This is a genomic window from Xanthomonas fragariae (assembly GCF_017603965.1).
Classification (GTDB): Bacteria; Pseudomonadota; Gammaproteobacteria; order Xanthomonadales; family Xanthomonadaceae; genus Xanthomonas; species Xanthomonas fragariae_A.
In genome coordinates this window covers 2772000-2797295 of the sequence record NZ_CP071955.1, presented here as the reverse complement: position 1 = coordinate 2797295, position 25296 = coordinate 2772000, and the positions used below count along the sequence as shown (strand labels likewise).

The following is a 25296-nucleotide window of genomic DNA, read 5'->3' as shown; positions in this document are numbered from 1 at the left end:
GAATGTTGATGTGACCGTGCAAGGCCGCGCTGTAACCAATCCCAATCCAAATCTCTAAATGTCTAATCCCCGCGTCTAATGCCTGCCCCGCTGCGCCGCCGTCTTCGTCTGTTCTGCCGCTATGCGATCACTGCCGGCGCGCTTGCGCTGGTGGCGCTTGCGTTGTTGGTTGGTGCGGCCAGTCAGGCGCTGCCGTTGGCCGAAGAGCATCCGCAGCAGAGTGCCGAGTGGCTGAGCCAGCGCGCCGGCCAGCCGATTGCGTTCGATCGCCTGCAGACCGAATGGACCCGGCGCGGACCGCTATTGCGGCTGGATGGTTTGCGCGTCGGTCCGCATGGCGAGGTGCGCGTCGGTCAGGCCGAAATTCTGCTGGCGATGTACGCCGGTCTGCTGCCGGGCCATTCGCTGACCGAGGTGCGCCTGCGTGGACTGGCGTTGACGTTGCAGCGCAGCGATGACGGCGTGTGGTCGGTGCAGGGCTTGCCCAGCGGTAGACACGGCGACCCGTTGGACGCATTGCGCCGGCTCGGCGAGATCCAGGTGGCCGAGGCGCGTCTGCACGTGGTCGCGCCATCGATCGGCCTGGACACCACGCTGCCGCGCATCGACCTGCGCCTGCGTGTCATTGGCTCGACCGTGCAGGTGGGTAGCCGCAGCTGGATCGATCTCAAGCGCGCGCCGCTGACCACGGTGATGGACTTCGACCGCGACAGTGGCGACGGCAGCGCCTATGCGCAGGCAGATCCGGTCGATCTGGGAGCATGGGCGTCGCTGCTGCAGTTTGGTGGCCTTCGTGTGGATGGAGGCGGCGGACATTTGCAGGCGTGGGCGCAACTGCGCGCGCGCCACATCACCGGCGTTACCGTGGAGGCCGATCTTGAGCAGTTGCGGTTGTCCGGTGCCGCAATGCCCGCGGAAACCGCGCGCCGTACGCTGATATGGGAGCGGCTGCAGGCGCGCGCGCGCTGGCAGACCATCGATGGCGGTTGGCGGCTGGACGCGCCGCTGCTGCGGCTGGGCCAAGCCGCCAAGTTGCAGCATCTGGACGGGCTGAGCATTGCAGGCGGGCGGCGTTATGCAGTGGTCGGCAAACATGTCGATGTTTCCGGCCTGATCGCGGCGGCGGCGCTGAGCGATCAGCTATCGCCCGGCTTGCGGCGCTGGCTGACCTTGTCCAAGCCGCAAGTGCGCGTGGCTGATTTGCAGATTGCAGGCGAGCAGGGCGGCCGGCTGCGGGCGCAGGGCCAGATCGAAGAACTGGGCTTTCTGCCGGTAGGCAATGCGCCAGGCATCAGCGGTCTGCGTGGTCACATCGATGGCGACGCGCAGGCGGTCGAACTGGAGACAGCGCCGAACGCTACGCTGCGGTTCGATTGGCCGACCGGTTTTGGCGTGGTGCACGCGCTTCAGCTGGCCGGCAAGATCGTCGGCTGGCGCGAGGGCGCCGGTTGGCAGGTCGCAACGCCGGCCTTGCGCGTGCAGGCCAAGGACTACGGCGCCAGCATGCGCGGCGGGTTGTGGTTCCAGAACGACGGCAGCCGCCCGCGCATCCAGCTGGCCACGCAATTGGATGATGTCGCTTTGCCGGTGGCGCGCAAGTTCTGGATCCGTTCCAAGATGAGCAAAGCCGCCATCGACTGGCTGGACATGGCGGTGGCCGGCGGTGTCGTGACCGGCGGCACCGGTTTGGTCAGTGGCGATCTGGACGACTGGCCGTTCGACAATAACGATGGCCGTTTCGAAGCGTTCGGGCAGATCCGCGACGGCGTGATTCGCTTCAATCCGGACTGGCCGGCGATGGAGCAGGTGCAGGCGGATCTGCGCTTCCTCGGCAACGGGTTTTCGTTGCAGGGCAATGGCGATCTGGCCGGCACGCCGATCGCAACGTTGGACGCGGGAATTCCCAGCTTCGCCACCTCTGAGCTCTACGTGCGCGCCTCCACCCAGACCGACGCGGGACAGTTATTAGGCATGCTGCGCAAGAGTCCATTGGAGCGCCGCTACGGCGATACCTTGCGCAATATCGCGGTGTCCGGCCCGGCGACGGTGACCTTCGATCTGCTGCGTCCTTTACGTACCCAGGGTGTGGGCGGCCATCTGCAGGGTACGGTCGCATTGCAGGGCGCCAAGCTGGGCGATGCGCGCTGGAATCTGGCCTTCGATCATGTTAGCGGGCAGGCCGCATACCGCGACACCGGCTTCGTTGCCGAGCATTTGAGCGTGCAGCACCAGGGCCGTAGCGGCGATCTGTCCCTACGTGCCGGTGGCTTCGTGCAGGACCCGAAGCAGGCGTTCGAGGCGCGCTTTGGCGCCACCCTGGACGCCAGGGAACTGTTTGACCGCGCGCCGCAGATGGAATGGTTGCGCCCGTACGTGCATGGCAGCGCGCTGTGGCAGGTGGGCGTGAATGTGCCGTTGCCGCCACCAGGGCAACCTGACGCGCAGGCAATGTTGACCCTGCGTTCGGAACTGGTCGGCACTACCCTGGATTTGCCCGCACCGTTGGACAAAGCGGCTACGCAGCCGCTGGACACTCGGGTCGAGGTGGCTCTGCCAGTGGGCGATGGCGATATCGATGTGGCCTTCGGCAAGCTGGTTGCGCTCAAGGCTAGCAGCCAGGGTAACCAGACCGGCGTGCGTGTGGTGATGGGCGCCGACACCGTCACCGAGCGTCCGCCCGCCAATGGGTTGGTGGTCACTGGCCGTACGGCGTCGCTGAATGCGATCGACTGGATCAGCCTGGCGCGCGGCAGCAGCGCGCCAGACATCCCGCCGCTGCCGGGCCAGCCGGCGACTCTGAAAAAGGACGCGGTGCCGTTGCAGCAGGTGGATGTGCAGGCCGACAAGTTGTTGATGATCGGCGGCGTGTTCCCGCAGACACGCTTGCGCCTGCGCCCAACCCGCGACGCGGTGGCGGTGACGTTGGACGGCCCATCGCTGGCAGGCCAGATCACCGTTCCCAATGCCGACGGGGCGGCGGTGCAGGGCAAGTTGAGCACCGTGCATTGGCAGCCCGTGACAGCGCCGGTCGAACCGGCCGCGCCCGAGCCGGGCGACCCGTTGGCCGGCGCCTTGCCGGAGCCGGCACGCCGCGCAATAGCCGAATTCGACCCGGTCTCGATTCCTCCGCTGTCGCTGGATATCGACGATCTGCAGGTCGGCAAGATGACCCTGGGTGCGGCCAGCTTGCGCAGCAGCCGGCTCACCGACGGCATGCAGGTGGATCGGCTGCAATTGCGCTCGGACGATCAGAACATCGGTCTGACCGGCGCCTGGCGCGGCAAGGGCGATGCGGCCAGCACCCGGTTGTCGGCGCGCGTGGACAGCCGCAATCTCGGCAATCTGCTGCAAAACCTCACCCTGGGCGGCCAGTTGCGCGGCGGCGAAGGTCAGCTGGAACTCAACGCCGGCTGGCAGGGCTCGCCGACCGCTTTTGCGCTCGGCTCGCTGGACGGCAACCTCACCGTCGACGTGCGCAACGGCCAGTTGCTGGAAGTGGACCCGGGCGCCGGCCGCGTGCTCGGGCTGCTGAGCGTGGCGCAGTTGCCGCGCCGGTTGATGTTCGACTTCCGCGATTTCTTCTCCAAGGGCCTGGCGTTCAACAAGCTGGCCGGTGAAGTGCGTTTCGACAAGGGCTTCGCACGCACCGAGGCGATCCGTATCGAGGGCCCAGCTGCCGACATCGTCATCCACGGGCAGACCGATTTGCGCGCGCAGACCTTCGACCAGACCGTGGACGTGAACCCCAAGGCCGGTAATCTGCTGGCCGTGGTCGGTGCGGTAGCCGGTGGTCCGGTTGGCGCGGCGGTGGGAGCGGCTGCCAACGCGGTGCTCGGCAAACCGCTGGGCGCGATCGGCGCCAAGACCTATCACGTCACCGGGCCGTGGAAAGATCCGCAGGTGGACGTGGTGGAGCGCAAGGTCGGCACGCCACAGCCGAAGTGACTGATCGCTAGTGACACGCTGCGCGCATCGGCACTGATCCGGATCGCATCCAAGCCATCGGCACCATCCTGACTGGCCTGGAAACCGGACTGGCACAGCAGCTCCCAGCCATGCCGTATTGGCAATCGCCAGCGACAGGCAGCGGTAGGCATAGCGCTGGGCGGTGGCGTCCATCCAGTCGCGCTCATGCAGGGCGGGGCGGATGTCCAGCGTGTAGCCATCCAGAATGTGGGCGATGCGCTTCATGCGTGGACACCGGCGAGATAACGGCCAGCGATGATAGCCGCGCCGTATGTTCAGCCGGACGACTTGTCTCCTCGCCGCGCGGGCCCCATCCTAACTGCATGACCGATAACGCTCTCACTTTGGCCGAAGCCCGGCTGCTGCTTCCTTCCGGCCTGGATGCCGGCCATCTGGACCGTACCTTCGGCGCCCTGCTGGGCCCTGGTATCGACTTCGGCGACCTGTATTTCCAGCATTCGCGGCGCGAGAGCTGGAGCGTGGAAGACGGCATCGTCAAGGACGGCGCGCACTCCATCGAGCAAGGCGTGGGCGTGCGTGCGATCGCCGGCGAGAAGACAGGTTTTGCCTATTCCGACGACATCCACCGCGACGCGTTGTTGGAAGCGGCGCAGTCCGCGCGCGCGATCTCGCGCGAGGGCGGGGCCCATTCCACCCGCTCGCTGGTCCATGGCAATGGCCGTGCGCTATACCCGGCCACCGATCCTATCGACGACATGGACAGCGCCACTAAGGTCGATCTGCTGCGCCGGATCGATCAATACCTGCGCGCGGCAGATCCGCGCGTCAAACAGGTGATGGTGAGCCTGTCGGGTGGCGTGGACACGGTGCTGATCGCGCGCAGCGATGGTGTGCTGGCTGCCGACGTGCGCCCGCTGGTGCGCTTGAATGTGCAAGTGATCGTCGAACACGGCGGGCGTCGCGAATCCGGCTATTTCGGCGGCGGCGGGCGTTACGGCTATGCCGAGCTGTTCGCTGACGGTCGCCCGGAAGGCTTCGCCCGCGAAGCGCTGCGTCAGGCGCTGGTCAATCTGGACGCGATTCCCGCACCGGCCGGCGTGATGCCGGTGGTGCTCGGTCCGGGCTGGCCCGGCGTGCTGCTGCACGAAGCGGTCGGGCACGGCCTGGAAGGCGATTTCAATCGCAAGGGCACAAGCGTCTACGCCGGCCGCATCGGCGAGCGCGTTGCCTCCCCGGGCGTGACCATTGTCGATGACGGCACCCTGGACGGCCGTCGCGGCTCGCTCAACATCGACGACGAAGGCACTCCCAGCCAGTGCACCACGCTGATCGAAGACGGCGTGCTGGTCGGTTATATGCAGGACACGCACAACGCGCGCCTGATGGGCGTGGCGCCGACCGGCAATGGTCGCCGTGAGTCGTTCGCGCACCTGACCATGCCGCGCATGACCAACACCTACATGCGCGCTGGCCAGCATGACCCGGAAGAGATGATCCGCTCGGTCAAGAAAGGGATCTACGCGGTCAACTTCGGCGGCGGCCAGGTCGACATCACCAGCGGCAAGTACGTGTTCTCCGCGACCGAGGCCTACCTGATCGAAGACGGCAAGGTCACCGCACCGGTGAAGGGCGCAACGTTGATCGGCAACGGCCCGGAAACCATGCAGAAGGTGCGCATGATCGGTAATGACCTGGCGCTGGACGAAGGTGTGGGCGTATGTGGCAAGGACGGGCAGAGCGTGCCGGTCGGCGTCGGTCAGCCGTCGCTGTTGATCGATGGCATCACGGTGGGTGGAACGCAGGCGTGATATCGGTCGGAACCTGGAACCCAGAACCCGGAAGCCGAGAAGGCCAGTGGTTGTCGCTCTTGCAGTTACTCCGTTCCCGGATCCCCGTTCCCCGGTCCCGCATAGTCGATATCGACGTCTCCGCCGTCTGCATCGGTTTGCTCGCCGGATTGCGTGGACAAATCGCGCAATACCTGAAACAGCTCGCGGTAAGCGCGCGGCGGTTTGTTCTTGGCTCGCTCGTGGATGGCGTTGCGCACCAATTGACGCAGTTGCTGACGATCGGCGTCCGGGTAGGTTGCCAGCAGTTCGGCCAGTGCGACGTCGCCGTCGGCCAGCAGGCGCTCGCGCCAGCGCTCGACGCGGTGAATCGCAGCCACTTCGCGGCGCGCGGTGTCGCTGTTGGCATCCAGCGCATCGCGCATCGCTGCAAGCGTCTGGTCGTCCTCGCGGCGCATGTGCTTGGCCAGAAACGCCAGCTGCCGCTTGTGCGCAATATGCGAGGTGATGCGCTTGCTTTCTTCGATATGCGGAATCAGCGATTCGGGCACGGGCAACTTGGCCAGCTGCGCTGGGGTGAGCGCCACCAGCTTCTCACCCAAGTCGAAAATTTCGAGCGCCTCGCGCCGCTGCTGGCTACGGCTGGCGCCGCGAAATTCACCGGTATCTTCGTCGCGTCCGCGCATTGCCAATACATCCCAAAAACGTAGTTATTTAGACAGTCCGGCCATGGATGGCAGGGTTCTTGCGGAGGGATCCGCATCCAGGATCCGCATCAACCAGGATCCGCATCAAAAGGATAAAGCATTGAACGCACTCTCCTCCGAAACCCGTGTCAACGACGACAGCTTGCAGCGCCTGGACGCGCTTACCGACATCTCGCAACGCTTGCTTGAGCGCGCCCGTGCGGCCGGTGCCACCCAGGCCGAAGTGAGCTGCAGCGAAGAGCGCGGCATGGACGTCAACGTGCGGCTGGGCGATGTGGAGACGGTCGAGTCTACCCGCGACCGCGGCATTGCGGTCACCGTTTACTTCGGCAAGCGCAAAGGCAGCGCCAGCACCGCCGACCTGCAGGATTCCAGCCTGGAATCCACGGTTGCGCAGGCCTGCGCGATCGCCCGTTATACCGAAGACGACGTGGCCGCCGGCCTGGCCGACCCGGAGTTGATGGCGCGCGACTTCCCCGAAATGGACAGCTGGCATCCGTGGGCGCTGGACGCCGACACCGCGGTGGACCTGGCGCTGGCCTGCGAAACCGCCGGCCGCGAGGCCGATGCGCGCATCAGCAATTCCGATGGCGCCTCGGCTAGCACCGGGCTCAGCCTGTCGGTGTACGCCAACTCGCATGGCTTCATCGGCCGCGAGCGCGGCACGCATCATTCGATCAGTTGCGCCTTGATCGCCGGTCAAGGCGACAGCATGCAGCGTGATGGCTGGTACAGCAGTGCACTGGCACGCGAAGACCTGGAAGCGCCCGAAGCGATCGGCCGCCGCGCTGCCGTGCGCACCCTGGCACGCCTGCAACCGCGTTCGCTGCCGACTGGCCAGCTGCCGGTGTTGTTTGCGCCGGAAGTGGCGCGCTCACTCGTCGGCCATCTGCTCGGCGCGGTCTCTGGCGGCGCGCTGTATCGCCGGGCCAGCTTCCTGCTCGACAGTGTTGGCACCAAACTGTTCCCGGAGTGGTTCGGCATCGAAGAACTGCCGCATCTGCGTCGCGGGCTGCGTTCGGCCGCCTTCGATGGCGAAGGCGTGGCCACTCGGCGTTCGGCGCTGATCACCGATGGTGTGCTGCAGCGTTACGTGCTGGGTAGTTATTCGGCGCGCAAGCTGGGCTTGCAGACCACTGCCAACGCCGGCGGCGTACATAACCTGCAGGTCACCGCGAATGCGGGCGATCTGGCCTCGCTGATTGCCGGCATGTCGCGCGGCCTGTTGGTCACCCAACTGATGGGCAACGGCGTCAACCCAGTGACCGGCGATTACTCGCGCGGCGCCGGCGGTTTCTGGATCGAGAGCGGCGCGATCGCCTATCCGGTCGACGGCCTGACCATCGCCGGCAATCTGCGCGACATGTTTGCTGGCATCGAAGCGGTCGGTAACGATGTCGATCCGCGTTCGCACGTCAAGATCGGCTCGGTGCTGATCAACCGCATGACAGTGGCAGGCGACAGCTAAGCGGCTAACAAGACGGTTACGTAGCTGCCATCCATAACTGGCGTGGGAGTGTTCGCCCGCTAGCTGGTTCGCCAGTATGGGCCAATGCACGGCAAGGCATGGATCACTCGACTACCTAGGTCCCAGCTACAGCGGCGGCTGGCCTTTCGCCGAGCTAACCATCGCATTGTTGGAAAGCGGGCCAGACAATGTTTTTCTGCACTGGTGGTCGGCTGAATCGTTGCTACTCCCGACCATCGTCTCGTTCGGCATTGTGTTCTTGATGCCGACGCTGGTCTGGATCGCCAATCTGGCGCTCTGCATCCTGGCCGCGGTCAAGGCCAACAACGGTCAGTATTATCATTATCCGTTCACGTTGCGCCTGATCAAGTAATGCAGCGCAGAGTGAAAGGTGAAGGCCCGGTATCGCTGCCGTGCCTTTGTCGGTTTCAGACGATGTCGCGATCAGTTTTGCGCCGAGGTGTTCTCGGCGAAGTACTCGTGGTTGTCGGCGTTGGCGATTGGCGTTGGCGATTGCTTGGGCCGGGTTGCTGATCGCCAGGCTGCGCGCGCCGGACTGACCAGAGACGCGGTCCAGCGTACCGGCCACCACGGTGAAGTGGCTCATCTGGTGCACCAGCGTGCCGGCCTTGGGGTCGGTGCCCTGCAGCGGAGCGCTCCAGAATGCGTTGCAGACATAGATCTCGTAAGGCGCGTTTGCATAGACATAAGCATAGGCGCTGTCGCTGCAATTGCAGTTGATGGTGATCTGGCCGTTGTTCTGGTCCAGCGTATTGTCGATGGCGACAAAGTTCTGGCTGACGCGGCTTTAGCGCGACGCGCTATAGGCCCCAAACCAGGTGTGTAGTGCGCACCGGTGCTGCCGGCATTGAGGTAGTTGCGCGCGTTCTGCGAGTAGCTGCGGGCGGCCGTGATCGCGCTGCCGGCCTGGGTAGTGCGGGTGGTACTGCAGGTTCAGGCAATTGACGCCGTTGACCACGGCAGTCAGACCGACTGCCATCTGGCGCTGCATGCCGCGGTTGACGCCGTCCAGCCAAACCGTCGACGGTGCGCTATCGGCGCGCCGTCTTGCCATCGGCGGTCTTCAGCAGGCTGCCATCAGCCAGCTGCCATCAGCCAGCGAGGCGTACTGCAACGGTGAACTGACGCGGATGGTGTAGTTGCCACTGGTCGATACCTCGTAGGCCGCAGCAAGATCGACTTCGCCTTTGACGCTCTGGCCCGGCCGCAGAATGGTGAAGTCGGCCGCCTTGGGCAGGCCGCGCTTGATCAGACGCCCTGTGTAGTTCACCGGCGCGCCATCGCGGCTCACTGCCAGGATGCCGTTGTCCAGCGACTTCAGCGGCAGCTGATAGTGATAGGCCGGAATCCGGGCGATCTGGCTGCCGGTGTTGGTGACGGTCACGGCAATCCTGCCTTGATGGCGGCCAGCCTGGTCGGCGACCGGTGTCAGTTCGATGGTCAACGGAACCGGGCCGCGTACGGACTGCGCTTGCGCCGATCCGAGCACGCCAACGACGGCCAGCGTGCCTGCTGCAAACGTTGCGAGAAAAACGTTTTTTACCAGTGACTCTCCATGCGTTCGGGGGGATGTCCGCAGGTGCGGGTAGGTCAACCTTGTCAGCGCGAGCAGGCGCGATAAGGCGCGCAATTGGTGCTGCTTTTGTCGCTCCGGCGGCTTGAAAGCCTGAGGGTAAATTACGTATGTTGATGATCAGATAAAAAATAAGATCGACTTCGCGGATTTGGGCTGACTTTGATGAAATTAATTTGGTTTAAATTTCATTAAAAAATTGACGTTTTGTGACATGGCGCTCCTGCGGGACGAACGCGTTTCATCCATCGACGGGGAGCTGGCGCGCTGAGTGCGCACACCGCTGCGCGATTAGGATCGATATCGTTGATTGGCGCTGAGGTTGGCCGTGGCAATCGATTGGATGAAACGTTGCGATCCAGCCCTCAGCCGCGGCCGCGGCCGACGGCGTGCGTGAACCAGGCAATGAGCGTGCGCAACAAGGTTTTGCTGGTTGCTGACAGGGGCCGTGCAAGCTCCGCGGCTATACGCTCGGTTTGATCGTCACGCTCAGCGCACGCGGTCCACCGCGAAGCGCCCCAGCCTGGCCAGCGTGTCACCCGGTTGCCCGTAAGGCTGCAGCACCTGGTGCATGCGTGTCGCCAGTTCGGCCAATTTGGCTTTGGCGCCTTCCATGCCGAGCAGGGCGGGGTAGGTGGACTTGGAGTGCGCCGCGTCCTTGCCGGCGGTTTTACCCAACTGCGCCGAGCTCGATTCCACATCCAGAATGTCGTCGCGCACTTGAAAGGCAAGGCCCAGCGCATCGGCAAAGTTGTCCAGACGTTGCTGGTCGGCAGGCGCGGCGCTGCCGGTCAGTGCGCCCATGCGCACCGCAGCACGGATCAAGGCGCCGGTCTTGAGCGCGTGCATGCGTTCAAGATCGCTGAGCGACTGCACCTGCCCGGTCGCGTCGATATCCAGTGCCTGGCCGCCGCACATGCCGGCAGCGCCGGCAGCGGCCGCCAGACTCTGCAGCCAGCCGACACGCAGCTCGGCACTGGCCGACGCGCCGGCCAACAGTTCGAAGGCGCGCGTCTGCAACGCATCGCCGGCCAGAATTGCCGTGGCTTCGTCGAAGGCGATGTGCACGGTAGGCTGGCCGCGCCGCAGCGCGTCGTCGTCCATTGCCGGCAGGTCGTCGTGCACCAGCGAGTAGGCGTGAATCAGCTCCACCGCGACGGCGGGCGTCTCCAGTTTGTCTTCGTCGGCACCGAACAACGCACCGCTTGCGTATACCAGCAGCGGCCGCATGCGTTTGCCGCTGCCCAGCACTGCGTGTCGCATCGCTGCATGCAGGCGTTGCGGCGCGCGTGTCGCGCTCGGCAGACAGGCCTCCAGGCGAAATTCGGTGCGAGCGACCCAGTGCTCGAACAGCGCTGAACTCACCTCAGCTGTCCATAGATGGCGTTTGGAAGTCCTCGGCAAGCTCGGGACGGGCGGGGTCGGTCAGCAAGCGCACGCGCAATTGGGCTTGCTCCAGCGCCTGCTGACAATCGCGGTACAAGCCGATGCCGCGTTCGTAGGCCGTGAGCGATTGCTCCAGGCTCAGGTCGCCGACTTCCATCTTTTGCACCAGTTGCTCGAGTTCTTCCAACGACTGTTCGAAGCGGGCAACCGGGGAGGTTTCGTTCAAGGACTTCTTGGCCATCGCTAAAGTGTGCGGCGCGCGCGCAGGCGGGTCAATTCGCAGTGGCGTCGTGGCGCCATCGCAGATAGGCGGCGTTGGCTTGCAACCAGTCGTTCAAGCTCGCCGAAATGATGCGATCCCCGGCTGCTAGCACATGCTTGTCGGCCCACAAGACGGGCAGCCGCTGGCGTTGCCACGGTGGCAGATCCAGCGCTTGCAGCAGATGCTTGAGTTGATGCGAATGCGTGCGCAGCGGCAATGTGATGCGTTCGCCGCCTTGGCGCGCACGCACGCGCAGCGGTTGCGCGAAACGCAGGCCGGGTGGGCCATGCAATTGCAGCTGCGCGCCGTCGGGCAGCTGCAGAGGATGTTCGCCGTCCCAATGCGCTTGCCAGTCCGACGGCCAGGTCGCGGATGGGCGATGCAGATACAGGCACTGACGCCAGCGACGCACTTCTACCTGTTGCCAGGCGAAGCGGGCTTGCCGATCCGGTGCGTGGTTGTCGATTTCCTGTTGCAACGTAGCGATGCCATGCGCAGGCAGGGGCGGTGCATGACCTGCGCTAACCCAGGCACGCAGCAAACGCGGCCGACGTGCCGCTGGCTGCCCACGCAGCAGTTGCAGATCCAGTGCACCGCTTGCGGTCCGCATACTGGGCAGAAGTGCGAGATCGTCGTGCAGCAGCAGATCGCTGGCATCGGCGCTCAACTGCGCACTGCGCGCCAACGCATCGGCGGCCTGCGGCCAGCGTTGCTGCAACCAGGGAATCACTTGGTTGCGCAGGAAATTGCGGTCGTGGCGTGTATCGGCATTGCTGGGGTCTTCGATCCATTGCAGCCCGTGCGCCCGTGCATAAGCGAGCACGTCGGCACGACCGTGTGCCAATAACGGACGCCACAACATGCCGTTGGCGAACGGGCGCTGCGCGCGCATCGCCGCTAATCCATCCGGGCCGGAGGCACGCAACGCGCGCAGCAAAAACGTTTCGGCCTGATCGTCGCGGTGGTGCGCCAGCGCGAGCCATTCGCCTGATGCCAGTGCTTGCGCACACGCTGCATGGCGCGCGTTGCGTGCCGCCGCTTCCAGGCCAAGACCGCTGTCGCGTGCGACCTGCATACGGACGATCTGCAACGGAATCTGCAGCGCATCGCATGCACTCAGGCAATGGGCGGCCCACGCGTCGGCATCGGAGTGCAGCCCGTGATGCACGTGCAGCGCGCGCAGCCCGGTATCGCGATAGCGTGGCGTCTTCGCCAGCAAATGCAGCAACACGCCCGAATCGACACCGCCGCTGAAGGCAATCAGCACCGGTCCGGGCGGTGTCGCGGGTAACGACAGTGCAGTCATCGAGACATGCAGATCGAAACGGCGTTGGAACGCGCTGCGACCGGCGGCGATGTGTCTTCAGTGCCGGTCCCGCCACGCGCAGCGCTGTACATCACTGCTTGGTCGCAGTCTCGAACGTGGTCGGCTTCGGCAACCCCACCGGCACGCCGGCGCTGTCGCAGGTGCCGGCCTTGCACAGGCGCTCGCGCAGGCGCGGGGTGGCCTGCACGATGACATGGTAAATGACGTTCTCTTCCAAGGTGCCGCGAAACGCCGCGCTGCCCGGGCCCGTCGCCCAGATGCCCACGTCTTCGCCGCCATGGCTCTCGGACTTGGTCGGTACCAGCGATTCCTGCATGTAGCTGGGCGCCTCGGTGTCGACATGGGTCAGGTCCGGGCGGCCGGATGCGGGTTCGCTGCTGCTGGGTTCGTGCGGGAATTTCTTCGGGCCGGCCGGCTGCGCGTTGCTGGCACCGGTATGACCGGGGCCGTTTGCGTAGCTCAGCGTAGTGTAGGGCTGCCCGGTCAGATCGGTGGCCAGCTGGGTGCGGTCGCCTTCTTCGCCGCCGGTGCCACGCACCTTGCCCAGGATCGGGTTGCCGCGCACCGGGTAGCCGACGAAGTTGAGCGTGTGCGAATGGTCGGCGGTGACGATGATTAGCGTGTCCGGTGGCGCGGTCTGCACGGCGGTGCGCACCGCATCGGATAGCGAGACGGTTTCGTCGAGTGCGCGGTAGGCGTTGCCGGCGTGGTTGGCGTGATCGATACGACCGCCTTCGACCATGAGCACAAAGCCGTTCGGGTCGCGCGACAGCGACTGGATCGCGGTGCGCGTCATCTCGGTCAGGCTGGGCTCGCCTTGCGCAGTGCGGTTGCGGTCGTGATCGAACTGCATGTGATCCGGCTCGAACAGGCCCAGCAACGCAGGCGCACCGGTAGCGTCCTTTAATTGCTGTTCGTTCCATACATATGCGCCTTGCGGGTGCTCCTGCTTCCACTCGGCGATCAGATCGCGGCCGTCCAGGCGCAGGCCGACCTTGTCGTCGTATTCAGGGTCGCGCTCCTGCACGGTCTGGAACTGGCTGCGTCCGCCGCCCAGCACCACTTGCGGGCCGCGCCCGTAACGCGCGGTCCAGAGCAATTGCTGGGCGATGTCCTGGCAGCCGGCGGTGCGTGCGGCGGCGGGCAGGTCGGTGTCGTTTTCCCAGTTGCGGTCCGGCGAATGGGCGTAGGTCGCAGCCGGGGTGGCGTGGGTGAGTCGGGTGGTGGTGACGATGCCGGTTGCCATGCCGGCGCTGTCGGCTAGTTGCAGCCAGCTCAACAGACCTTTGCCCAGGCTGTCGGCGCAGTCGCTGCGGTTGCCGCTACTGACGCCGATCGCGCCCATGTGCGACTTCACGCCGGTGGTGATGGCGGTCATGGTGCCGGCCGAATCCGGCGTCTGTGAATCGGTGTTGTAAGTCTTGCTGAAGGCGGTAGCCGGAAACCGTTCCCATGACAGCAGGTTCTCTTCGCCCGGCTCGCCCTTGCGCTGGCCGTCCAGGATGCGTGCGGCGGCCACAGTGGTCAGGCTCATCCCATCGCCCAGAAACAGGATCACGTTGCGCGCGCGGCCGGCCATGGCGCCATTGCCCGCCGCACGCGCCGCGCCGGAGCGGTACCACCATTGCGGCGTCTCGCCAGCGGGATGTGTCACCTGCGGCACCTCCACCCGCACCGACGCGGGCGCAGAGGCGCTGGTTCCGGCAGTGGAGGCGCAGGCGACCACGCACAGCGTGGTCAGGGCGACGAGGGCAGGCAGGCGGTAGCGCATCGGCATCGAACTCGTGACTGAATCAACGCCATTATGCCGGGATGCTTGGCGTCACACGGATGACACAGCGCTGTTCCAGTCGTGGTCTCGCGGGCGGCGCGGGCCTGGGCTATGGTGCATGCACTCTCCCCCGGATGATTCGACGCATGACATTGGTCTCGGCCTGGTTGCGCATTCCGTTCTGGCAGCGCGTAGCGGCCGGCTTCGTCCTCGGCGCGCTGGCTGGCTGGGCCGTGGGCCCGGCGGCCGATGTGTGGTTTGGCCCGCTCGGCGATCTTTACGTCACGCTGATCAGGATGATCGCGATCCCGCTGGTGTTCTTCGCGGTGATCAATGCGATCTCCTCGCTGCATGGGCAGAAATCCGTTGCCGCGCTCGGTGGGCGCACGTTCTTGTGGTTCGTCATCACAGCGGCGCTAGCGGTGGGCGTGGGCCTTGCTGTCGGCACGCTGATGCAGCCTGGCGCCGGCCATTTCAGCCTGAGCGTTGACTCGGCCTGGAAACCGCGCGATGTGCCCAGCCCAATTCAGGTGCTGCTGGATGTGGTGCCGTCCAACCCGTTCTACGCACTGACCGGCATCGGCACCAAGACCAATGCGGTGGGCGAGACGGTATTGGCCGCAGGCCGCGGCTCGATCCTGCCGGTGATCTTCTTCGCTGCGCTGCTGGGCTTTGCGATGGTCAAGCTAGGTGAGCGCGTGGCCGAGGCGCGCAAGCTCACCGCGCAACTGAGCGACATCATGATCCAGGTCACCCGCTTCGTGCTGGAGATGACCCCGCTCGGTACCTTCGGTCTGATCGCTAGCCTGGTTGGTAGCTATGGCTTCGAGAAACTGCTGCCGTTCGGCAACTTCGTGCTGGCGCTGTATGTGGCCTGCGCGTTCCATATTGCGGTGGTCTACAGCAGTTTGTTGCTGCTGCATGGGCTGAACCCATGGAAGTTCTTCCGCGGCGCGATGCCGGGCATGCAGGTGGCATTCGTCAGTTCGTCGAGCTTTGCCGCCATGCCGGTAGCAATGCGCTCGATCTCGCATAACCTCGGCGTCAGCAAGGATTACGCAGCCTTCGCTGTGCCCCTTGGCGCCAGCATCAAGATGGATGGCTGCGGTGCAATCTTCCCGGCGCTGTGTGCGGTATTTATCGCGCAATACACCGGCGTGCCGCTGACTGCCAATCAATACTTCGTGGTGTTGATCGCCTCAGTGCTGGGCAGCTTCGGCACTGCTGGCGTTCCGGGTACTGCGGTGATCATGGCCACGGTGGTACTGAGTGCGGCCAATCTGCCGTTGGAAGTCATCGGCTATCTGTATGCGATCGACCGCATCCTCGACATGATGCGCACCATGACCAACGTCACCGGACAGATGTTGGTGCCTGTCTTGGTAGCCAAGGAAACCGGCTTGCTCGACAGGAGCATCTACGAATCGGCATCGAACAACGTCGGGCTGGAAGATCCGCCGACCGATCGCGCCACGCCGCAGCGCTGAGTACCCTTGATGGCGCCTGGATTTCCTGCGTTGCGCGATCGGCCGTAGCAGCTGCCCGAGCTGGACAGTGGCGATGGCGTATTCGTGCAGCGCAGTTGGGCCGAGGATCCATTCGAGCAACAGTATCTGGAGATCCGGCGCAAGGAAGCTCGGCTCTACACCGACGCGCAGGCCGCGCCCGAGTGGCAAGCTCGGTGCGAATCTGGAACGGCAGGCGCGCGCTGTCCAGCAGGATGCTGGTGCAGCACCTTGCAGACACATGCCGGCGAGGGCGCGATCCTCGAACTGGGCTGCGGAAATGGTTGGTTGTCGCATCTGCTGTCGCAGTCGCTGCAGCGCGACGTCTGCGGTATCGACGTCAATCGCACCGAACTCACCCAGGCCGCACGCATGTTTGGCCACGACCAACGCCTGAGCTTCATCGCTGCCGATATCCAGCGCAGGCGCTGCTAGGTGACGACTTCGATGTCATCGTCATCCCTGCGTGCATCCAGTATTTCGCAGACCCTGCGGCGCCGGTTATCCGTCTGCTCGCTCAGCTGCGCAACGGCGGCGAGTTGCATGTTCTTGACAGCCTGGCTCTAAGCGAATCGGCAACGCGCCAGCGAAAGCGCTGCGCGCAATCTGCGTTATTTCACCAACCTGGGTGTGCCCGCACTGGCCGAGCACTACCACCAACACACCTACGCCACCTTCGACCGATTCGCAGTGCATCTGCTGTTGGGCCCATGGCGTTGGACTGCGCGCCTGCGAGGCATGCTCAAGTTGCGGCAGCAGCATTTTCCATGGTTGTGTTTGCACAAGCAGGATAACGTTGAGGCAGTAAGCGATCGAATGAGCGCAGTGCCGGGCCCAACTAATGCGTTATGCGTTGCGGTAGACATTGATCGAGTTGTCTGATGTATGGCTCCTAGGCGACGAAGCAGCATGGCGCGTAGCGCGACAGCACATGATGCTCGCTGGAAAGCGTGCACCTCGAACAATCGATGCTGCTTGCTTGGTCTACCGCAGCAAGCGCGTCAGCTAGAGAACCTGGTGCATCGACGTCCCACCTGCATGGCACACTGCCAGCTCATCCATTGACGAGGGCGGGCGGTGATTGGCCAACAGCGTGATCTGACATTTCGTTTTCTGGCCGAGCCCAGCGACGTCAACTTCGGCGGCAAGGTGCATGGCGGCGTGGTGATGAAGTGGATCGACCAGGTGGGCTTTGCCGCGGCCAGCGGCTGGAGCGGGCATTACTGCGTCACCGTGGCGGTGGGCGGTATTCGCTTCGTGGCGCCGGTGCGGATCGGGGATCTGGTCGCGGTGTCGGCCAAGCTGGTCCACACCGGGCGCACCAGCATGCATTTCGCCATCGATGTGCGGGCACGCAGCCCGATGGGTGGCGACTCGCGGTTGTGCACGCACTGCATCATCGTGTTCGTGGCGATGGACTCGCATGGCGTCACGCCGGTGGAAGTGCCGTTGTGGCAGCCGGACACGCCAGAGGATCAACGCCTAGCCGAGTATGCGCTCAAAGTGATGGAACTGAGCAAAGGCATCGAGCACACCATGTCCCATTACCATGCCGATACCGCGCGTTGATTTGTGCGCTGCTACAATGCCTGGTGTGATCTGCGCAGTAGCAGGGCAGGGCTGACACGTTTGTGGCATCGCACCGCGCAGACGCCACACCGTCTCGGTCTTGCGGTGCCGTACGCTCAATCACGCATCACTCGGCAGTCGCGTACTCATCGTGGTGCAGCTCCACAGCCTGCCACCAAACGCTCACGCAAGCTGGTCAGTCTGCACTTGGTCAACCACGAAAAAGGCCGCAGGATTGCCGCGGCCTCCGCCTGCGATGTAGGTACATCGCAGCATTCGGGTCAGAGTACCCGACGCGCCTGAATGAACTTCTCGCTCCAGTAGCCGCTGGCCAGCGAATCCACGCGCACATCCTTGCCGCGGCTGGGTGCATGCAGGAACTTGCCGTCACCGACCACCAGGCCCACATGGTCGATACGGCCACGCTTGCCGAAGAACACCAGGTCGCCTGCCTTGAGCGCGCTCGGATCTTTGATCAGTTCGGCAGATTCGTCGCGCGCGATATCTCGCGAGACGCGCGGCAGATCGATGCCCAGTGCGGTCTTGAACACGTAGCCGACCAAGCCACTGCAGTCGAAACCTTCGGCGGACTCGCCGCCCCAGGCGTATGGGGTGCCGAGCAGTGCCATGGCGCGTTGCAGGATCACCTGGACACGGCTATCGGCCACGGCATTCTGGGCAGCATTGGCGGCGCTCTGCGAAACGTCGTAATTGGCCAGCAGGCGGCTGAGGTCCCCGGCGAACATCGCCGAGCGGTCCATCAGCGGAATGGCGTCATTGGCAGCCAGGTGCGGAAGCAAAGCGGCCAGAGTTGCGGTGGCGGCGGCATCGGCGCGACCGCGGGTTGCTGCTTTATCGGTGGCGACTGCGCTGTCTGGCGTGGTCGTCTGCGGAGCGGATGGGGTGCTGTTGGCAGTTTGCGCCATAGCAGGAAGTGCTGCCAGCCAAAGAGCGGTGGCGCACAACAGGCGGAGCGATTTCCGGGGCGGAAGCGGTGCGGCGCCAGTTTTGATCTGTTCGTCGTTCGTCACGCGGGAATCACACATTTGCTGTCGATGCGCGATGATGCCTTGATGAAAGAATTGTTACGTTCAAAAATAGTTAAGTTTTCGTTTGGTTACTTGCGATGTGTGTCATGTTTCAGCGTAAAACACGCTTGGACCCTGAATAATGGTCGCGCCAGTAAGCGCCGTCCAGGAAATCCAGGCGGACTGTACCGCCGGTGTTGGGGGCATGCACAAAGCGGCCTTCACCGACGTAAATGCCGACGTGGGTCACGTTGCCGCTGGAGCCGAAAAACACCAGATCACCGCCAGCTAGTTTTTCCGGCGCAATGCGCGGACCCTGGACTGCAGCCAGTTCGCGCGAGGTGCGTGGCAGCGACAACGCCAACATATCTTTGTAGACATAGGTGACCAGCCCGCTGCAGTCGAAACCGGTTTCCGGCGTGTTGCCACCGAACCGGTACGGGGTGCCGACCAGGCTCAGTGCGCGCATCAAGATGGTGTTCGCAGCGGCCGGGTCCGCCGGCGGCACTTGTGGCCAGACACGCGGGGCCGGTGGCGGAGAAGCGGCCGGACGACGCACCGGCGTCTGTGCGCACCCGCCCAGCAGCACGAACAGGCCCAACAGCAAACTGGCCGCGGCGGCGCGATGGGCGCGGGCGGCGACAACTGGCGTGATATGCATGGAGCCGGGATAATGAGCGGTTGGAAAGGCCGCCATGATGGCGGTGCACCCGGCGGCCGACAAGCCGTCCTCAACCGTCTGCTACCGGGCAGACCATTCAGAGCTCAGGTATGAAGATCGAAAAAGACAGCGTCGTCCGCTTCCATTACACCGTTTCCGAGATTGGCCAGGAGCCGATCGAGAGCTCCAAGGAACGTGACCCGTTGGCGATCATGATCGGTCACGGCAACATCATTCCGGGCCTGGAAGCGGCCATGATGGACAAAGAAGCCGGCGAGAGCTTCAGCGTGGACGTCAAGGCTACCGAGGCCTACGGCGAATACCGCCAAGGCCTGAGACAGCGCTTACCCAAGAAGCATTTCGGCGCCACCAAGCCTGTGCCTGGCACCCAGGTCGTGCTGCAGACCAACTTCGGTCCGCGCGCAGTGACGGTGCAGAAGGTCGGCATGAGTGTGGTCGATGTCGACCTCAATCATCCGATGGCCGGCAAGGATCTGCACTTCGCTGTGGAGATCATTGAAGTGCGTGAAGCGACGCAGGAAGAGCGCGACCACGGCCATGTGCACGGCGATGGCGGTCATCACCACTGAGATCGGGCCATCCAGGCTGCTGCGCAGCTGCCTGGATGGCGGCGACGATGCTCGGGATTGCTGCGTACAGTCCTTCAGACACTTCGATCAGACACTTCGTTCCCGCACGCCGTCCTCGTTCACGTGATAGTCGCTCGCTCCGCTTTGCTGGCCACTGTGGGTGATGGCTGTGCCCCTGACGGCCTGCAGCCTCGGCGGGCCGCTTGCGTTTTGCGACGCGCGACGCAGCATCCTGTTGTCTGAGCCGTGATGACACAACGCGATTTACTGCCCATTGCCGCGACCGAGCGCATCTTTGTGTTGGACGTACTGCGCGGTTTCGCGCTGCTTGGCATCCTGCTGATGAATATCGAAGCCTTCGTCGGCCCGCTCGATCTGGCCTCGACCGGCGTGGAGCCGCATTGGCACGGCGCCGATCGTATTGCCGATGCGCTGGTGTATGTGCTTGTGCAGGGCAAGTTTCATACGCTGTTTTCGTTGTTGTTCGGCATGGGCTTTGCGGTGATGGCGCAGCGCGCCGAGCAGGCCGGGTGCGCGTTTCTCGGCATGTACCTGCGTCGTACCGTCGGGCTGTTGGTGATCGGCCTTGCCCATGCATTGCTGCTATGGTCCGGCGATATCCTGGTGGCCTATGCGCTGCTGGGGTTGCTGCTGCTGACGGCGCGCACGGTGCCAACGGTGACGCTGCCGTGGTTTGCAGCGCTGGTCTATCTCTGTGCGCCTGGTTTGATCCTGCTGTATGGCGCGGCACAGACGGTGACGCAGGCCGATCCGGCATCTGCAGTGGAATGGAAAGCTGCGATGGCCGACGCCGTGCAACAGGCGGTGGCAAATGTGCAGGCGCAACGCGCCGCGTTCGGAAGCGGCACCTATCTGCAGGCCACGCTGCAACGTTGGCACGACTTGCAGGGAGCGATGACCGGGCTCGGCATCAACGGCCCTGCCATGCTCGGCATGTTTCTGCTGGGCAGTTGGTTTGTGCGCAGCGGTGCGATCGCTACGCCTGAGCGCTTCCCGCGCCTGTTTGCAACGTTGCGTTATGGCGTGTTGCCGCTCGGCTTGGGTGCGATGCTGGTGAGTTATGCGCTGGAGCCGTGGATCGATCCGGCACGTCTGGATGTGCGTCTCGCGGGCGCATTCGCATTGTCGCTGATTGCCGGGCCGCTGATGAGCCTGGGCTATGCAGCGTGGGTTGTGCGACTGGCACCTTACTTGGCTTGGCTTGCGCCGGCCGGGCGCATGGCATTGAGCAACTACTTGCTGCAGTCGTTGTTGTGTACCTGGATTTTTTACGGCTACGGGCTGGGCTATTTCGAACAGTTGTCGCGGGTGTGGCAGCTGCCGTTTGCGCTTGCGCTGTTCACGCTGCAGGCGGTGCTGAGCCAGCTGTGGCTGCGCTGGTTCCGTTTCGGGCCGATGGAATGGCTGTGGCGCAGCGTGACTTATCTGCGTGTGCCACCGATGTGGCGCGGCAGCGCGCGTGTTGGGTAGCGCACACATGACCGTTGCACGTGTCGATGTGTTGGTCGTCGGTGCCGGCGCTATTGGTCTGGCTACCGCATTGGCGCTGGTCGAGGCCGGTCGGCACGTGCGCATACTCGACGCCGGTGCGTTAGGCGCGGCCACCTCTTACGGCAACTGCGGCACCATTACGCCAAGTCATGCGCCGCCACTGGCGGCACCAGGCATGCTCGCGCAGGCGTTGAAATGGATGCTGACGCCGGATGCGCCGTTGTATATCCCACCGCGACTGGATCCTGCGTTGTGGCGCTGGTTACTGCGATTTGCACGGCGCTGCAATGCGTGCGACTGGCAAACCAGCGCGCAGGCGCGGGCGGCGTTGTTACGCGATGCACGCCATCGGTTTGACGATTGGGTCCAGCGTTATGCGCTGGATTGCGAATTCCGCAGCGACGGGCTGGACTACGTATTTGGCGACGCGCGCCGCTTCGCGCAGTACCGCGAAGAGTGCACGCTGCTTGCGCAGTGGGGCATCCAGGCGGAGGTGATCGATGGCGCCGACTACGCGCGCCAGGATCCTGCGTTTCGCAGCGGCATCGCAGGAGCCATCCACTTCCCCGGCGATGCGCATCTGCGTCCGGAGCGCTACACCGCCGAGCTTGCGCGCGTGTTGTGGGCGCGTGGCGCTGCGATCGACGAGCACTGCCGCGTGGATGCGATCTTGCCCGAAGCCCACGGTGCTTGCGTGCACACCCAGCACGGGCAGTTGCATGCGCGGGAGGTGGTCATTGCCACCGGTCCGTGGTCGCCAGTGTTGGCTGCGCAACTGGGCTTGCGCTTGCCGGTGCAGGCCGGCAAGGGCTATTCGATCACCTACAGCGCCCCAGCGCTGATGCCGCGTTGCCCGGTGGTGTTGAAAGATCGCTGGGTATTCGTGGTGCCTTGGCGCGATCGCTTGCGGATCGGCAGCACGATGGAATTCTCCGGGCACGATACGCAACTCAATCCCACACGCTTGGCTGCACTGGAACGCGCTGCGGCCGAGTATCTACACACGCCGGCCGGTCCTGCAGTGATCGAACGTTGGTACGGATGGCGGCCGATGACCTGGGACGATGTGCCGGTGTTGGGCGCGGTGCCCGGCCGTCCTCACGTTTGGCTGGCAGCCGGTCATGGCATGCTCGGCATCAGCATGAGCACTGCAAGCGGACAACTGATGGCCGACCTGATCACGGGGCGCGCACCTGCGCTGGACCCGCATCCTTACCGTGCGGAGCGCTTCGCATGAGTGCGCGTTACGACTATGACGTCGTGATTCTGGGCGGCGGCTCGGGGGGCCTGGCCGCTGGATTTCGCGCGGCCAAACATGGCGCGCGCGTGGCGATCATGGAGCCGAACGCGTTGGGTGGCACCTGCGTCAATCTTGGCTGCGTGCCGAAGAAAGCGATGTGGTTGGGGGCCGATCTGGCCGGCAAGATCGAGCTGGCAAGCGCGCTCGGTTTCGATGTGCCACGCCCGACGCTGGCCTGGCAGGAGCTGGTCACGCACCGGCAGGGCTACATCGCCAACATCCACGCGAGCTATCGGCGCCGCCTCAACGAAGATGGCGTGGTGCTGATCCCGCAGCGTGGCGTGCTGCAGGACCGTCATACCCTCATGGGCGGCGACGGCGTGCCGATTACCGCCGAGCACATCGTGATCGCCACCGGCGCGCATCCCTTGCGCCCGGAGGTGGACGGTGCCGAGCACGGCGAAGTCTCCGACGATTTCTTCAATCTGTGTCATGCGCCTGCGCATGTGGCGATTGTGGGTGGCGGCTATATCGCTGTGGAAATTGCTGGTCTGCTGCAAGCGCTTGGCAGCCGCGTGCATTTATTCGTGCAAGGCGATCGTTTGCTGGAGCGCTTCGATGCCGAACTGACGTTGCAGTTGGCCGATAACCTGCGTCATCTGGGTGTCCGTCTGCATTTCGGTTTCACCACCACCGCTCTGGAGCGCGATGCGCAAGGCGCGCTACGTGTGCACGGTCATCCGGCACACACCAGCGAGCAGGGCAACGACGTATTCGACAAGGTGTTCTTTGCCGTGGGCCGACGTGCCAATAGTGCCGGGTTAGGCCTGGAAGCGGTCGGCGTTGCGCTCGGTGACAAGGGCGAGGTGTTGGTGGACGATGGACAGACCACCAGCGTGCCGAACATCCATGCGATCGGCGATGTCGGTGGCAAGGTCGGACTGACGCCGGTAGCGATCGCTGCGGGTCGCAAGTTGATGGATCGTTTGTTTGGCAATCAACCTGATGCGCGCATGGACTATGAAGGCGTGCCCAGCGTGGTGTTTTCGCACCCGCCGCTCGGGCATGTCGGAATCACCGAAGAACAGGCGCGCGCGCGTTGCAACGGCGCGGTGCGCGTCTATCGCAGTACCTTCCGGCCCATGTTGCATGCACTGGCCGCCTCACCGCAGCGCAGTCTGTTCAAGCTGGTCTGCGTGGGCGAGGAAGAACGCGTGGTTGGCGTACATCTGCTAGGCGAGAGCGCCGACGAAATGCTGCAGGGCTTCGCCGTGGCAGTGAAGATGGGCGCGACCAAGCGCGACTTCGACGAAACCGTGGCGATTCATCCCACGTCGTCCGAAGAGATTGTGTTGATGCATTAATGTTGTAATTGTGTTGGGCAGGCGAGGGATTGGCAACTCCCCTGGCACCGTGTGCTGCGCAGCGATGGCCGAATCGCCTTACCCGAAGGCTCGGCTGTTTACCGCAAGCAATGTCGGCGCTTGCGCTGCGAAGGTCTGCTGCAGGTCGAGCAGGGTGTACGCTATGCCAGCGCCGCGCAGCGGCTGGATGCGGCCGTGTGGGGGCCTTCATAAGCCTGCCGTTATGATGCTTGGGATTACGAAGGATGCTGTCATGCCCCAACTGCCGCCCGTCACCAAAGCGTTGTTGATCGCCAATATCGGCGTGTTCCTGTTGCAATGGGCATTGGGCGATCTGGGCGCGGCGCTGCTGCCGTCAGACGCCGCGCTGTCATCGCTGATGTTGTGGCCGATCTCCAGTGGCTTCGATGCGTTCTCGCCCGGCGCCAGCTTCATGCCGTGGCAACTGCTGACCTATGCATTTCTGCATGGCAGTTTCAACCATCTGTTCTTCAACATGCTGGCGCTTTTCATGTTCGGCGCAGCGCTGGAACAGACCTGGGGCCAGAAGCGTTTTCTGACCTACTACCTAGTCTGCGTCGCCGGTGCCGGCGTGTGCCAGCTGTTGATGGCCTGGTTCACCCAGAGTGGTGCGCCGGTCGTGGGTGCGTCGGGCGGCGTATTCGGCCTGTTGTTGGCATACGGCATGTTGTTTCCCAACCAGCGGGTCATGCTGCTGTTTCCGCCGATCCCGATGAAGGCGCGCACTTTCGTGATCGTGTTCGGTGCGATCGAATTATTCCTGGGCGCGACCGGCTGGCAGCCGGGCGTTGCCCACTTCGCGCATCTGGGCGGCATGCTGTTTGGCTGGTTGATGATCCGCTACTGGCGCGGCCAGTCACCGTTCGGTGGCAGCAGCGGCAAAAAGGGTGGCGGCAAAGGTCGTAAGCCGCCGCTGCGGGTGGTGCGTTGAGCTAGATCAAGACAGCGGCAAGTTTGCGTGATCCGCAGCAGCGGCCTTGGCCGCGATGAGGCTTAGAGGGGCTAACAGATGGGCTAACAAAACGTAGCGAGCAGTCGTCAGGTGGATGCGGACTGCGCGGAGGAACCGGAATGTACGCGTGGTACATGCCGATTCCGAGCACCGGTCGCGCCCGCCTGGCGGCGCAGTCGTTTTGTTATCCGCTCTTACTCGGTAACGCCTCATTGCCGCCGGGGCCGTTCTACGAAGAGCAGGGGCGGGTTTGCGTGGGATAGAAAAACGCGAGAGACAGACAAAAAAGAACGCGTATTCCGCGCTCTTTTTTATTTCCAGTGATTGCGTTATAGACGAAGAAAATTATGAGCGATCCAGGATTTGTTCAGTTACTCGCCCCAGCTGTAGCCGTTGGCGCCGCAGTTCCTTTCTATAGAGGACATGACTTCATCGGCCGAATATTGCTGCGTCCTGTATCCGTCGATGTTGGCCTGGATGATGGCCCGGCAATTCTTCGGTAGCCCTGTTTTACCGTAGGTGGGGTGATCGTTTGGATCGCCGAGCTTGGAGCAGCTTGCCATGGTCGCGACGAGTGTTGCCGCCAGAGTGAGGTTCTTCATCAATCCGCCCATCCTGCAATTAT

18 protein-coding genes, 1 other RNA gene and 5 pseudogenes are annotated in these 25296 nt (G+C 64.0%); 13 read left to right on the top strand and 11 right to left on the bottom strand.

Features of this window, described 5'->3' with window-relative positions:
• The first annotated feature begins 78 nt into the window (after nucleotides 1–78).
• Nucleotides 79–3945, top strand: coding sequence for a YhdP family protein (locus tag J5I97_RS13185; RefSeq protein WP_208586990.1), 3867 nt, complete (start codon nucleotides 79–81; stop codon nucleotides 3943–3945).
• Here the strand turns inward: J5I97_RS13185 and J5I97_RS13180 are convergent.
• Nucleotides 3921–4191, bottom strand: a pseudogene (locus J5I97_RS13180) (DUF6065 family protein); the annotation flags it as partial. The gene J5I97_RS13185 and the pseudogene J5I97_RS13180 sit on opposite strands and share 25 nt — an antisense overlap.
• 98 nt (nucleotides 4192–4289) lie before the next feature.
• Here J5I97_RS13180 and tldD point away from each other — a divergent pair.
• Complete coding sequence (gene tldD, locus J5I97_RS13175; RefSeq protein ID WP_208586989.1) at nucleotides 4290–5735, top strand: metalloprotease TldD; 1446 nt, start codon at nucleotides 4290–4292, stop codon at nucleotides 5733–5735.
• A 65-nt stretch (nucleotides 5736–5800) separates the two neighbouring features.
• Here tldD and yjgA read toward each other — a convergent pair whose 3' ends face one another.
• The gene (yjgA, locus tag J5I97_RS13170; protein ID WP_208586988.1) at nucleotides 5801–6400 is read right to left on the bottom strand and encodes a ribosome biogenesis factor YjgA; all 600 of its coding nucleotides are present in this window, start codon (nucleotides 6398–6400) and stop codon (nucleotides 5801–5803) included.
• 121 nt (nucleotides 6401–6521) lie between these two features.
• Between yjgA and pmbA the strand changes: the two genes are divergently transcribed.
• Together pmbA and J5I97_RS13160 are read left to right on the top strand one after the other, a co-directional pair.
• On the top strand, nucleotides 6522–7889 hold the full coding sequence (gene pmbA / locus J5I97_RS13165; RefSeq protein WP_208586986.1) for a metalloprotease PmbA: 1368 nt from the start codon (nucleotides 6522–6524) through the stop codon (nucleotides 7887–7889).
• Between the two features lie 232 nt (nucleotides 7890–8121).
• A pseudogene (locus J5I97_RS13160) lies at nucleotides 8122–8262 on the top strand (DUF4870 domain-containing protein); the annotation flags it as partial.
• A gap of 71 nt (nucleotides 8263–8333) precedes the next feature.
• On the opposite strand, the pseudogene J5I97_RS13155 reads toward J5I97_RS13160, so the two are convergent.
• From J5I97_RS13155 to J5I97_RS13135, 5 genes and pseudogenes are all read right to left on the bottom strand, one after another.
• A pseudogene (locus tag J5I97_RS13155) lies at nucleotides 8334–9456 on the bottom strand (M35 family metallo-endopeptidase).
• A 516-nt stretch (nucleotides 9457–9972) separates the two neighbouring features.
• Entirely contained in the window at nucleotides 9973–10848 is an 876-nt protein-coding gene (locus J5I97_RS13150) for a polyprenyl synthetase family protein (RefSeq protein ID WP_208586985.1), read from the bottom strand.
• Nucleotide 10849: 1 nt separating this feature from the next.
• Entirely contained in the window at nucleotides 10850–11110 is a 261-nt protein-coding gene (locus J5I97_RS13145; RefSeq protein ID WP_208586983.1) for an exodeoxyribonuclease VII small subunit, read from the bottom strand.
• 31 nt (nucleotides 11111–11141) lie between these two features.
• Nucleotides 11142–12437: a tRNA lysidine(34) synthetase TilS gene (tilS, locus tag J5I97_RS13140; RefSeq protein ID WP_208586981.1), complete on the bottom strand. Its 1296-nt coding sequence runs from the start codon at nucleotides 12435–12437 to the stop codon at nucleotides 11142–11144.
• Between the two features lie 91 nt (nucleotides 12438–12528).
• Nucleotides 12529–14235 carry an alkaline phosphatase gene (locus tag J5I97_RS13135; protein WP_208586979.1) on the bottom strand — a complete coding sequence of 569 codons (1707 nt, stop codon included), beginning with the start codon at nucleotides 14233–14235 and terminating at the stop codon, nucleotides 12529–12531.
• 140 nt (nucleotides 14236–14375) lie between these two features.
• Between J5I97_RS13135 and J5I97_RS13130 the strand changes: the two genes are divergently transcribed.
• From J5I97_RS13130 to J5I97_RS13120, 3 genes and pseudogenes are all read left to right on the top strand, one after another.
• Nucleotides 14376–15716: a dicarboxylate/amino acid:cation symporter gene (locus J5I97_RS13130; protein WP_208586977.1), complete on the top strand. Its 1341-nt coding sequence runs from the start codon at nucleotides 14376–14378 to the stop codon at nucleotides 15714–15716.
• Nucleotides 15717–15767: 51 nt separating this feature from the next.
• Nucleotides 15768–16541: pseudogene (locus J5I97_RS13125) on the top strand (class I SAM-dependent methyltransferase); the annotation flags it as partial.
• A gap of 270 nt (nucleotides 16542–16811) precedes the next feature.
• Nucleotides 16812–17303 (top strand): acyl-CoA thioesterase, encoded by a 492-nt coding sequence (locus J5I97_RS13120; protein ID WP_208586976.1) that lies wholly within the window; start codon nucleotides 16812–16814, stop codon nucleotides 17301–17303.
• A gap of 281 nt (nucleotides 17304–17584) precedes the next feature.
• Here J5I97_RS13120 and J5I97_RS13115 read toward each other — a convergent pair whose 3' ends face one another.
• Nucleotides 17585–18334, bottom strand: a complete 750-nt coding sequence (locus J5I97_RS13115) for a C40 family peptidase (protein ID WP_208586975.1) — start codon at nucleotides 18332–18334, stop codon at nucleotides 17585–17587.
• 109 nt (nucleotides 18335–18443) lie between these two features.
• Entirely contained in the window at nucleotides 18444–19055 is a 612-nt protein-coding gene (locus J5I97_RS13110) for a C40 family peptidase (RefSeq protein WP_208586974.1), read from the bottom strand.
• Between the two features lie 47 nt (nucleotides 19056–19102).
• Between J5I97_RS13110 and J5I97_RS13105 the strand changes: the two genes are divergently transcribed.
• The 6 genes and pseudogenes from J5I97_RS13105 (at nucleotide 19103) to J5I97_RS13080 (ending at nucleotide 24650) form a co-directional block, all read left to right on the top strand.
• A complete protein-coding gene (locus tag J5I97_RS13105) occupies nucleotides 19103–19582 on the top strand; it encodes an FKBP-type peptidyl-prolyl cis-trans isomerase (RefSeq protein ID WP_208586973.1) in 480 nt (159 codons plus the stop codon).
• A 249-nt stretch (nucleotides 19583–19831) separates the two neighbouring features.
• A complete protein-coding gene (locus tag J5I97_RS13100; RefSeq protein ID WP_208586972.1) occupies nucleotides 19832–21073 on the top strand; it encodes a DUF418 domain-containing protein in 1242 nt (413 codons plus the stop codon).
• A gap of 7 nt (nucleotides 21074–21080) precedes the next feature.
• Nucleotides 21081–22331, top strand: coding sequence for an NAD(P)/FAD-dependent oxidoreductase (locus tag J5I97_RS13095; protein ID WP_208586971.1), 1251 nt, complete (start codon nucleotides 21081–21083; stop codon nucleotides 22329–22331).
• Nucleotides 22328–23698, top strand: coding sequence for a glutathione-disulfide reductase (gene gorA, locus J5I97_RS13090; protein WP_208586970.1), 1371 nt, complete (start codon nucleotides 22328–22330; stop codon nucleotides 23696–23698). Before J5I97_RS13095 ends, gorA begins: the two co-directional genes overlap by 4 nt.
• Nucleotides 23699–23725: 27 nt before the next feature.
• Nucleotides 23726–23911 (top strand): annotated as a pseudogene (locus J5I97_RS13085) (hypothetical protein); the annotation flags it as partial.
• 40 nt (nucleotides 23912–23951) lie between these two features.
• Complete coding sequence (locus tag J5I97_RS13080) at nucleotides 23952–24650, top strand: rhomboid family intramembrane serine protease (RefSeq protein WP_208586967.1); 699 nt, start codon at nucleotides 23952–23954, stop codon at nucleotides 24648–24650.
• Nucleotides 24651–24731: 81 nt separating this feature from the next.
• Here the strand turns inward: J5I97_RS13080 and J5I97_RS13075 are convergent.
• Both J5I97_RS13075 and J5I97_RS13070 read right to left on the bottom strand, forming a co-directional pair.
• Nucleotides 24732–24807, bottom strand: a non-coding RNA gene (locus tag J5I97_RS13075) — sX9 sRNA.
• 235 nt (nucleotides 24808–25042) lie between these two features.
• Nucleotides 25043–25273: a hypothetical protein gene (locus J5I97_RS13070; RefSeq protein WP_208586965.1), complete on the bottom strand. Its 231-nt coding sequence runs from the start codon at nucleotides 25271–25273 to the stop codon at nucleotides 25043–25045.
• Between the last annotated feature and the right edge of the window lie 23 nt (nucleotides 25274–25296).

What these genes read in the sequence shown, in the direction of transcription:
- J5I97_RS13185 (WP_208586990.1), top strand. Translation starts at nt 79, where the DNA reads ATGCCTGCCCCGCTGCGCCGCCGTCTTCGTCTGTTCTGCCGCTATGCG.
- tldD (WP_208586989.1), top strand. Translation starts at nt 4,290, where the DNA reads ATGACCGATAACGCTCTCACTTTGGCCGAAGCCCGGCTGCTGCTTCCT.
- yjgA (WP_208586988.1), bottom strand. Translation starts at nt 6,400, where the DNA reads ATGCGCGGACGCGACGAAGATACCGGTGAATTTCGCGGCGCCAGCCGT.
- J5I97_RS13145 (WP_208586983.1), bottom strand. Translation starts at nt 11,110, where the DNA reads ATGGCCAAGAAGTCCTTGAACGAAACCTCCCCGGTTGCCCGCTTCGAA.
- tilS (WP_208586981.1), bottom strand. Translation starts at nt 12,437, where the DNA reads ATGACTGCACTGTCGTTACCCGCGACACCGCCCGGACCGGTGCTGATT.
- J5I97_RS13135 (WP_208586979.1), bottom strand. Translation starts at nt 14,235, where the DNA reads ATGCCGATGCGCTACCGCCTGCCTGCCCTCGTCGCCCTGACCACGCTG.
- J5I97_RS13130 (WP_208586977.1), top strand. Translation starts at nt 14,376, where the DNA reads ATGACATTGGTCTCGGCCTGGTTGCGCATTCCGTTCTGGCAGCGCGTA.
- J5I97_RS13105 (WP_208586973.1), top strand. Translation starts at nt 19,103, where the DNA reads ATGAAGATCGAAAAAGACAGCGTCGTCCGCTTCCATTACACCGTTTCC.
- J5I97_RS13100 (WP_208586972.1), top strand. Translation starts at nt 19,832, where the DNA reads ATGACACAACGCGATTTACTGCCCATTGCCGCGACCGAGCGCATCTTT.
- J5I97_RS13095 (WP_208586971.1), top strand. Translation starts at nt 21,081, where the DNA reads ATGACCGTTGCACGTGTCGATGTGTTGGTCGTCGGTGCCGGCGCTATT.
- gorA (WP_208586970.1), top strand. Translation starts at nt 22,328, where the DNA reads ATGAGTGCGCGTTACGACTATGACGTCGTGATTCTGGGCGGCGGCTCG.
- J5I97_RS13080 (WP_208586967.1), top strand. Translation starts at nt 23,952, where the DNA reads ATGCCCCAACTGCCGCCCGTCACCAAAGCGTTGTTGATCGCCAATATC.
- J5I97_RS13070 (WP_208586965.1), bottom strand. Translation starts at nt 25,273, where the DNA reads ATGAAGAACCTCACTCTGGCGGCAACACTCGTCGCGACCATGGCAAGC.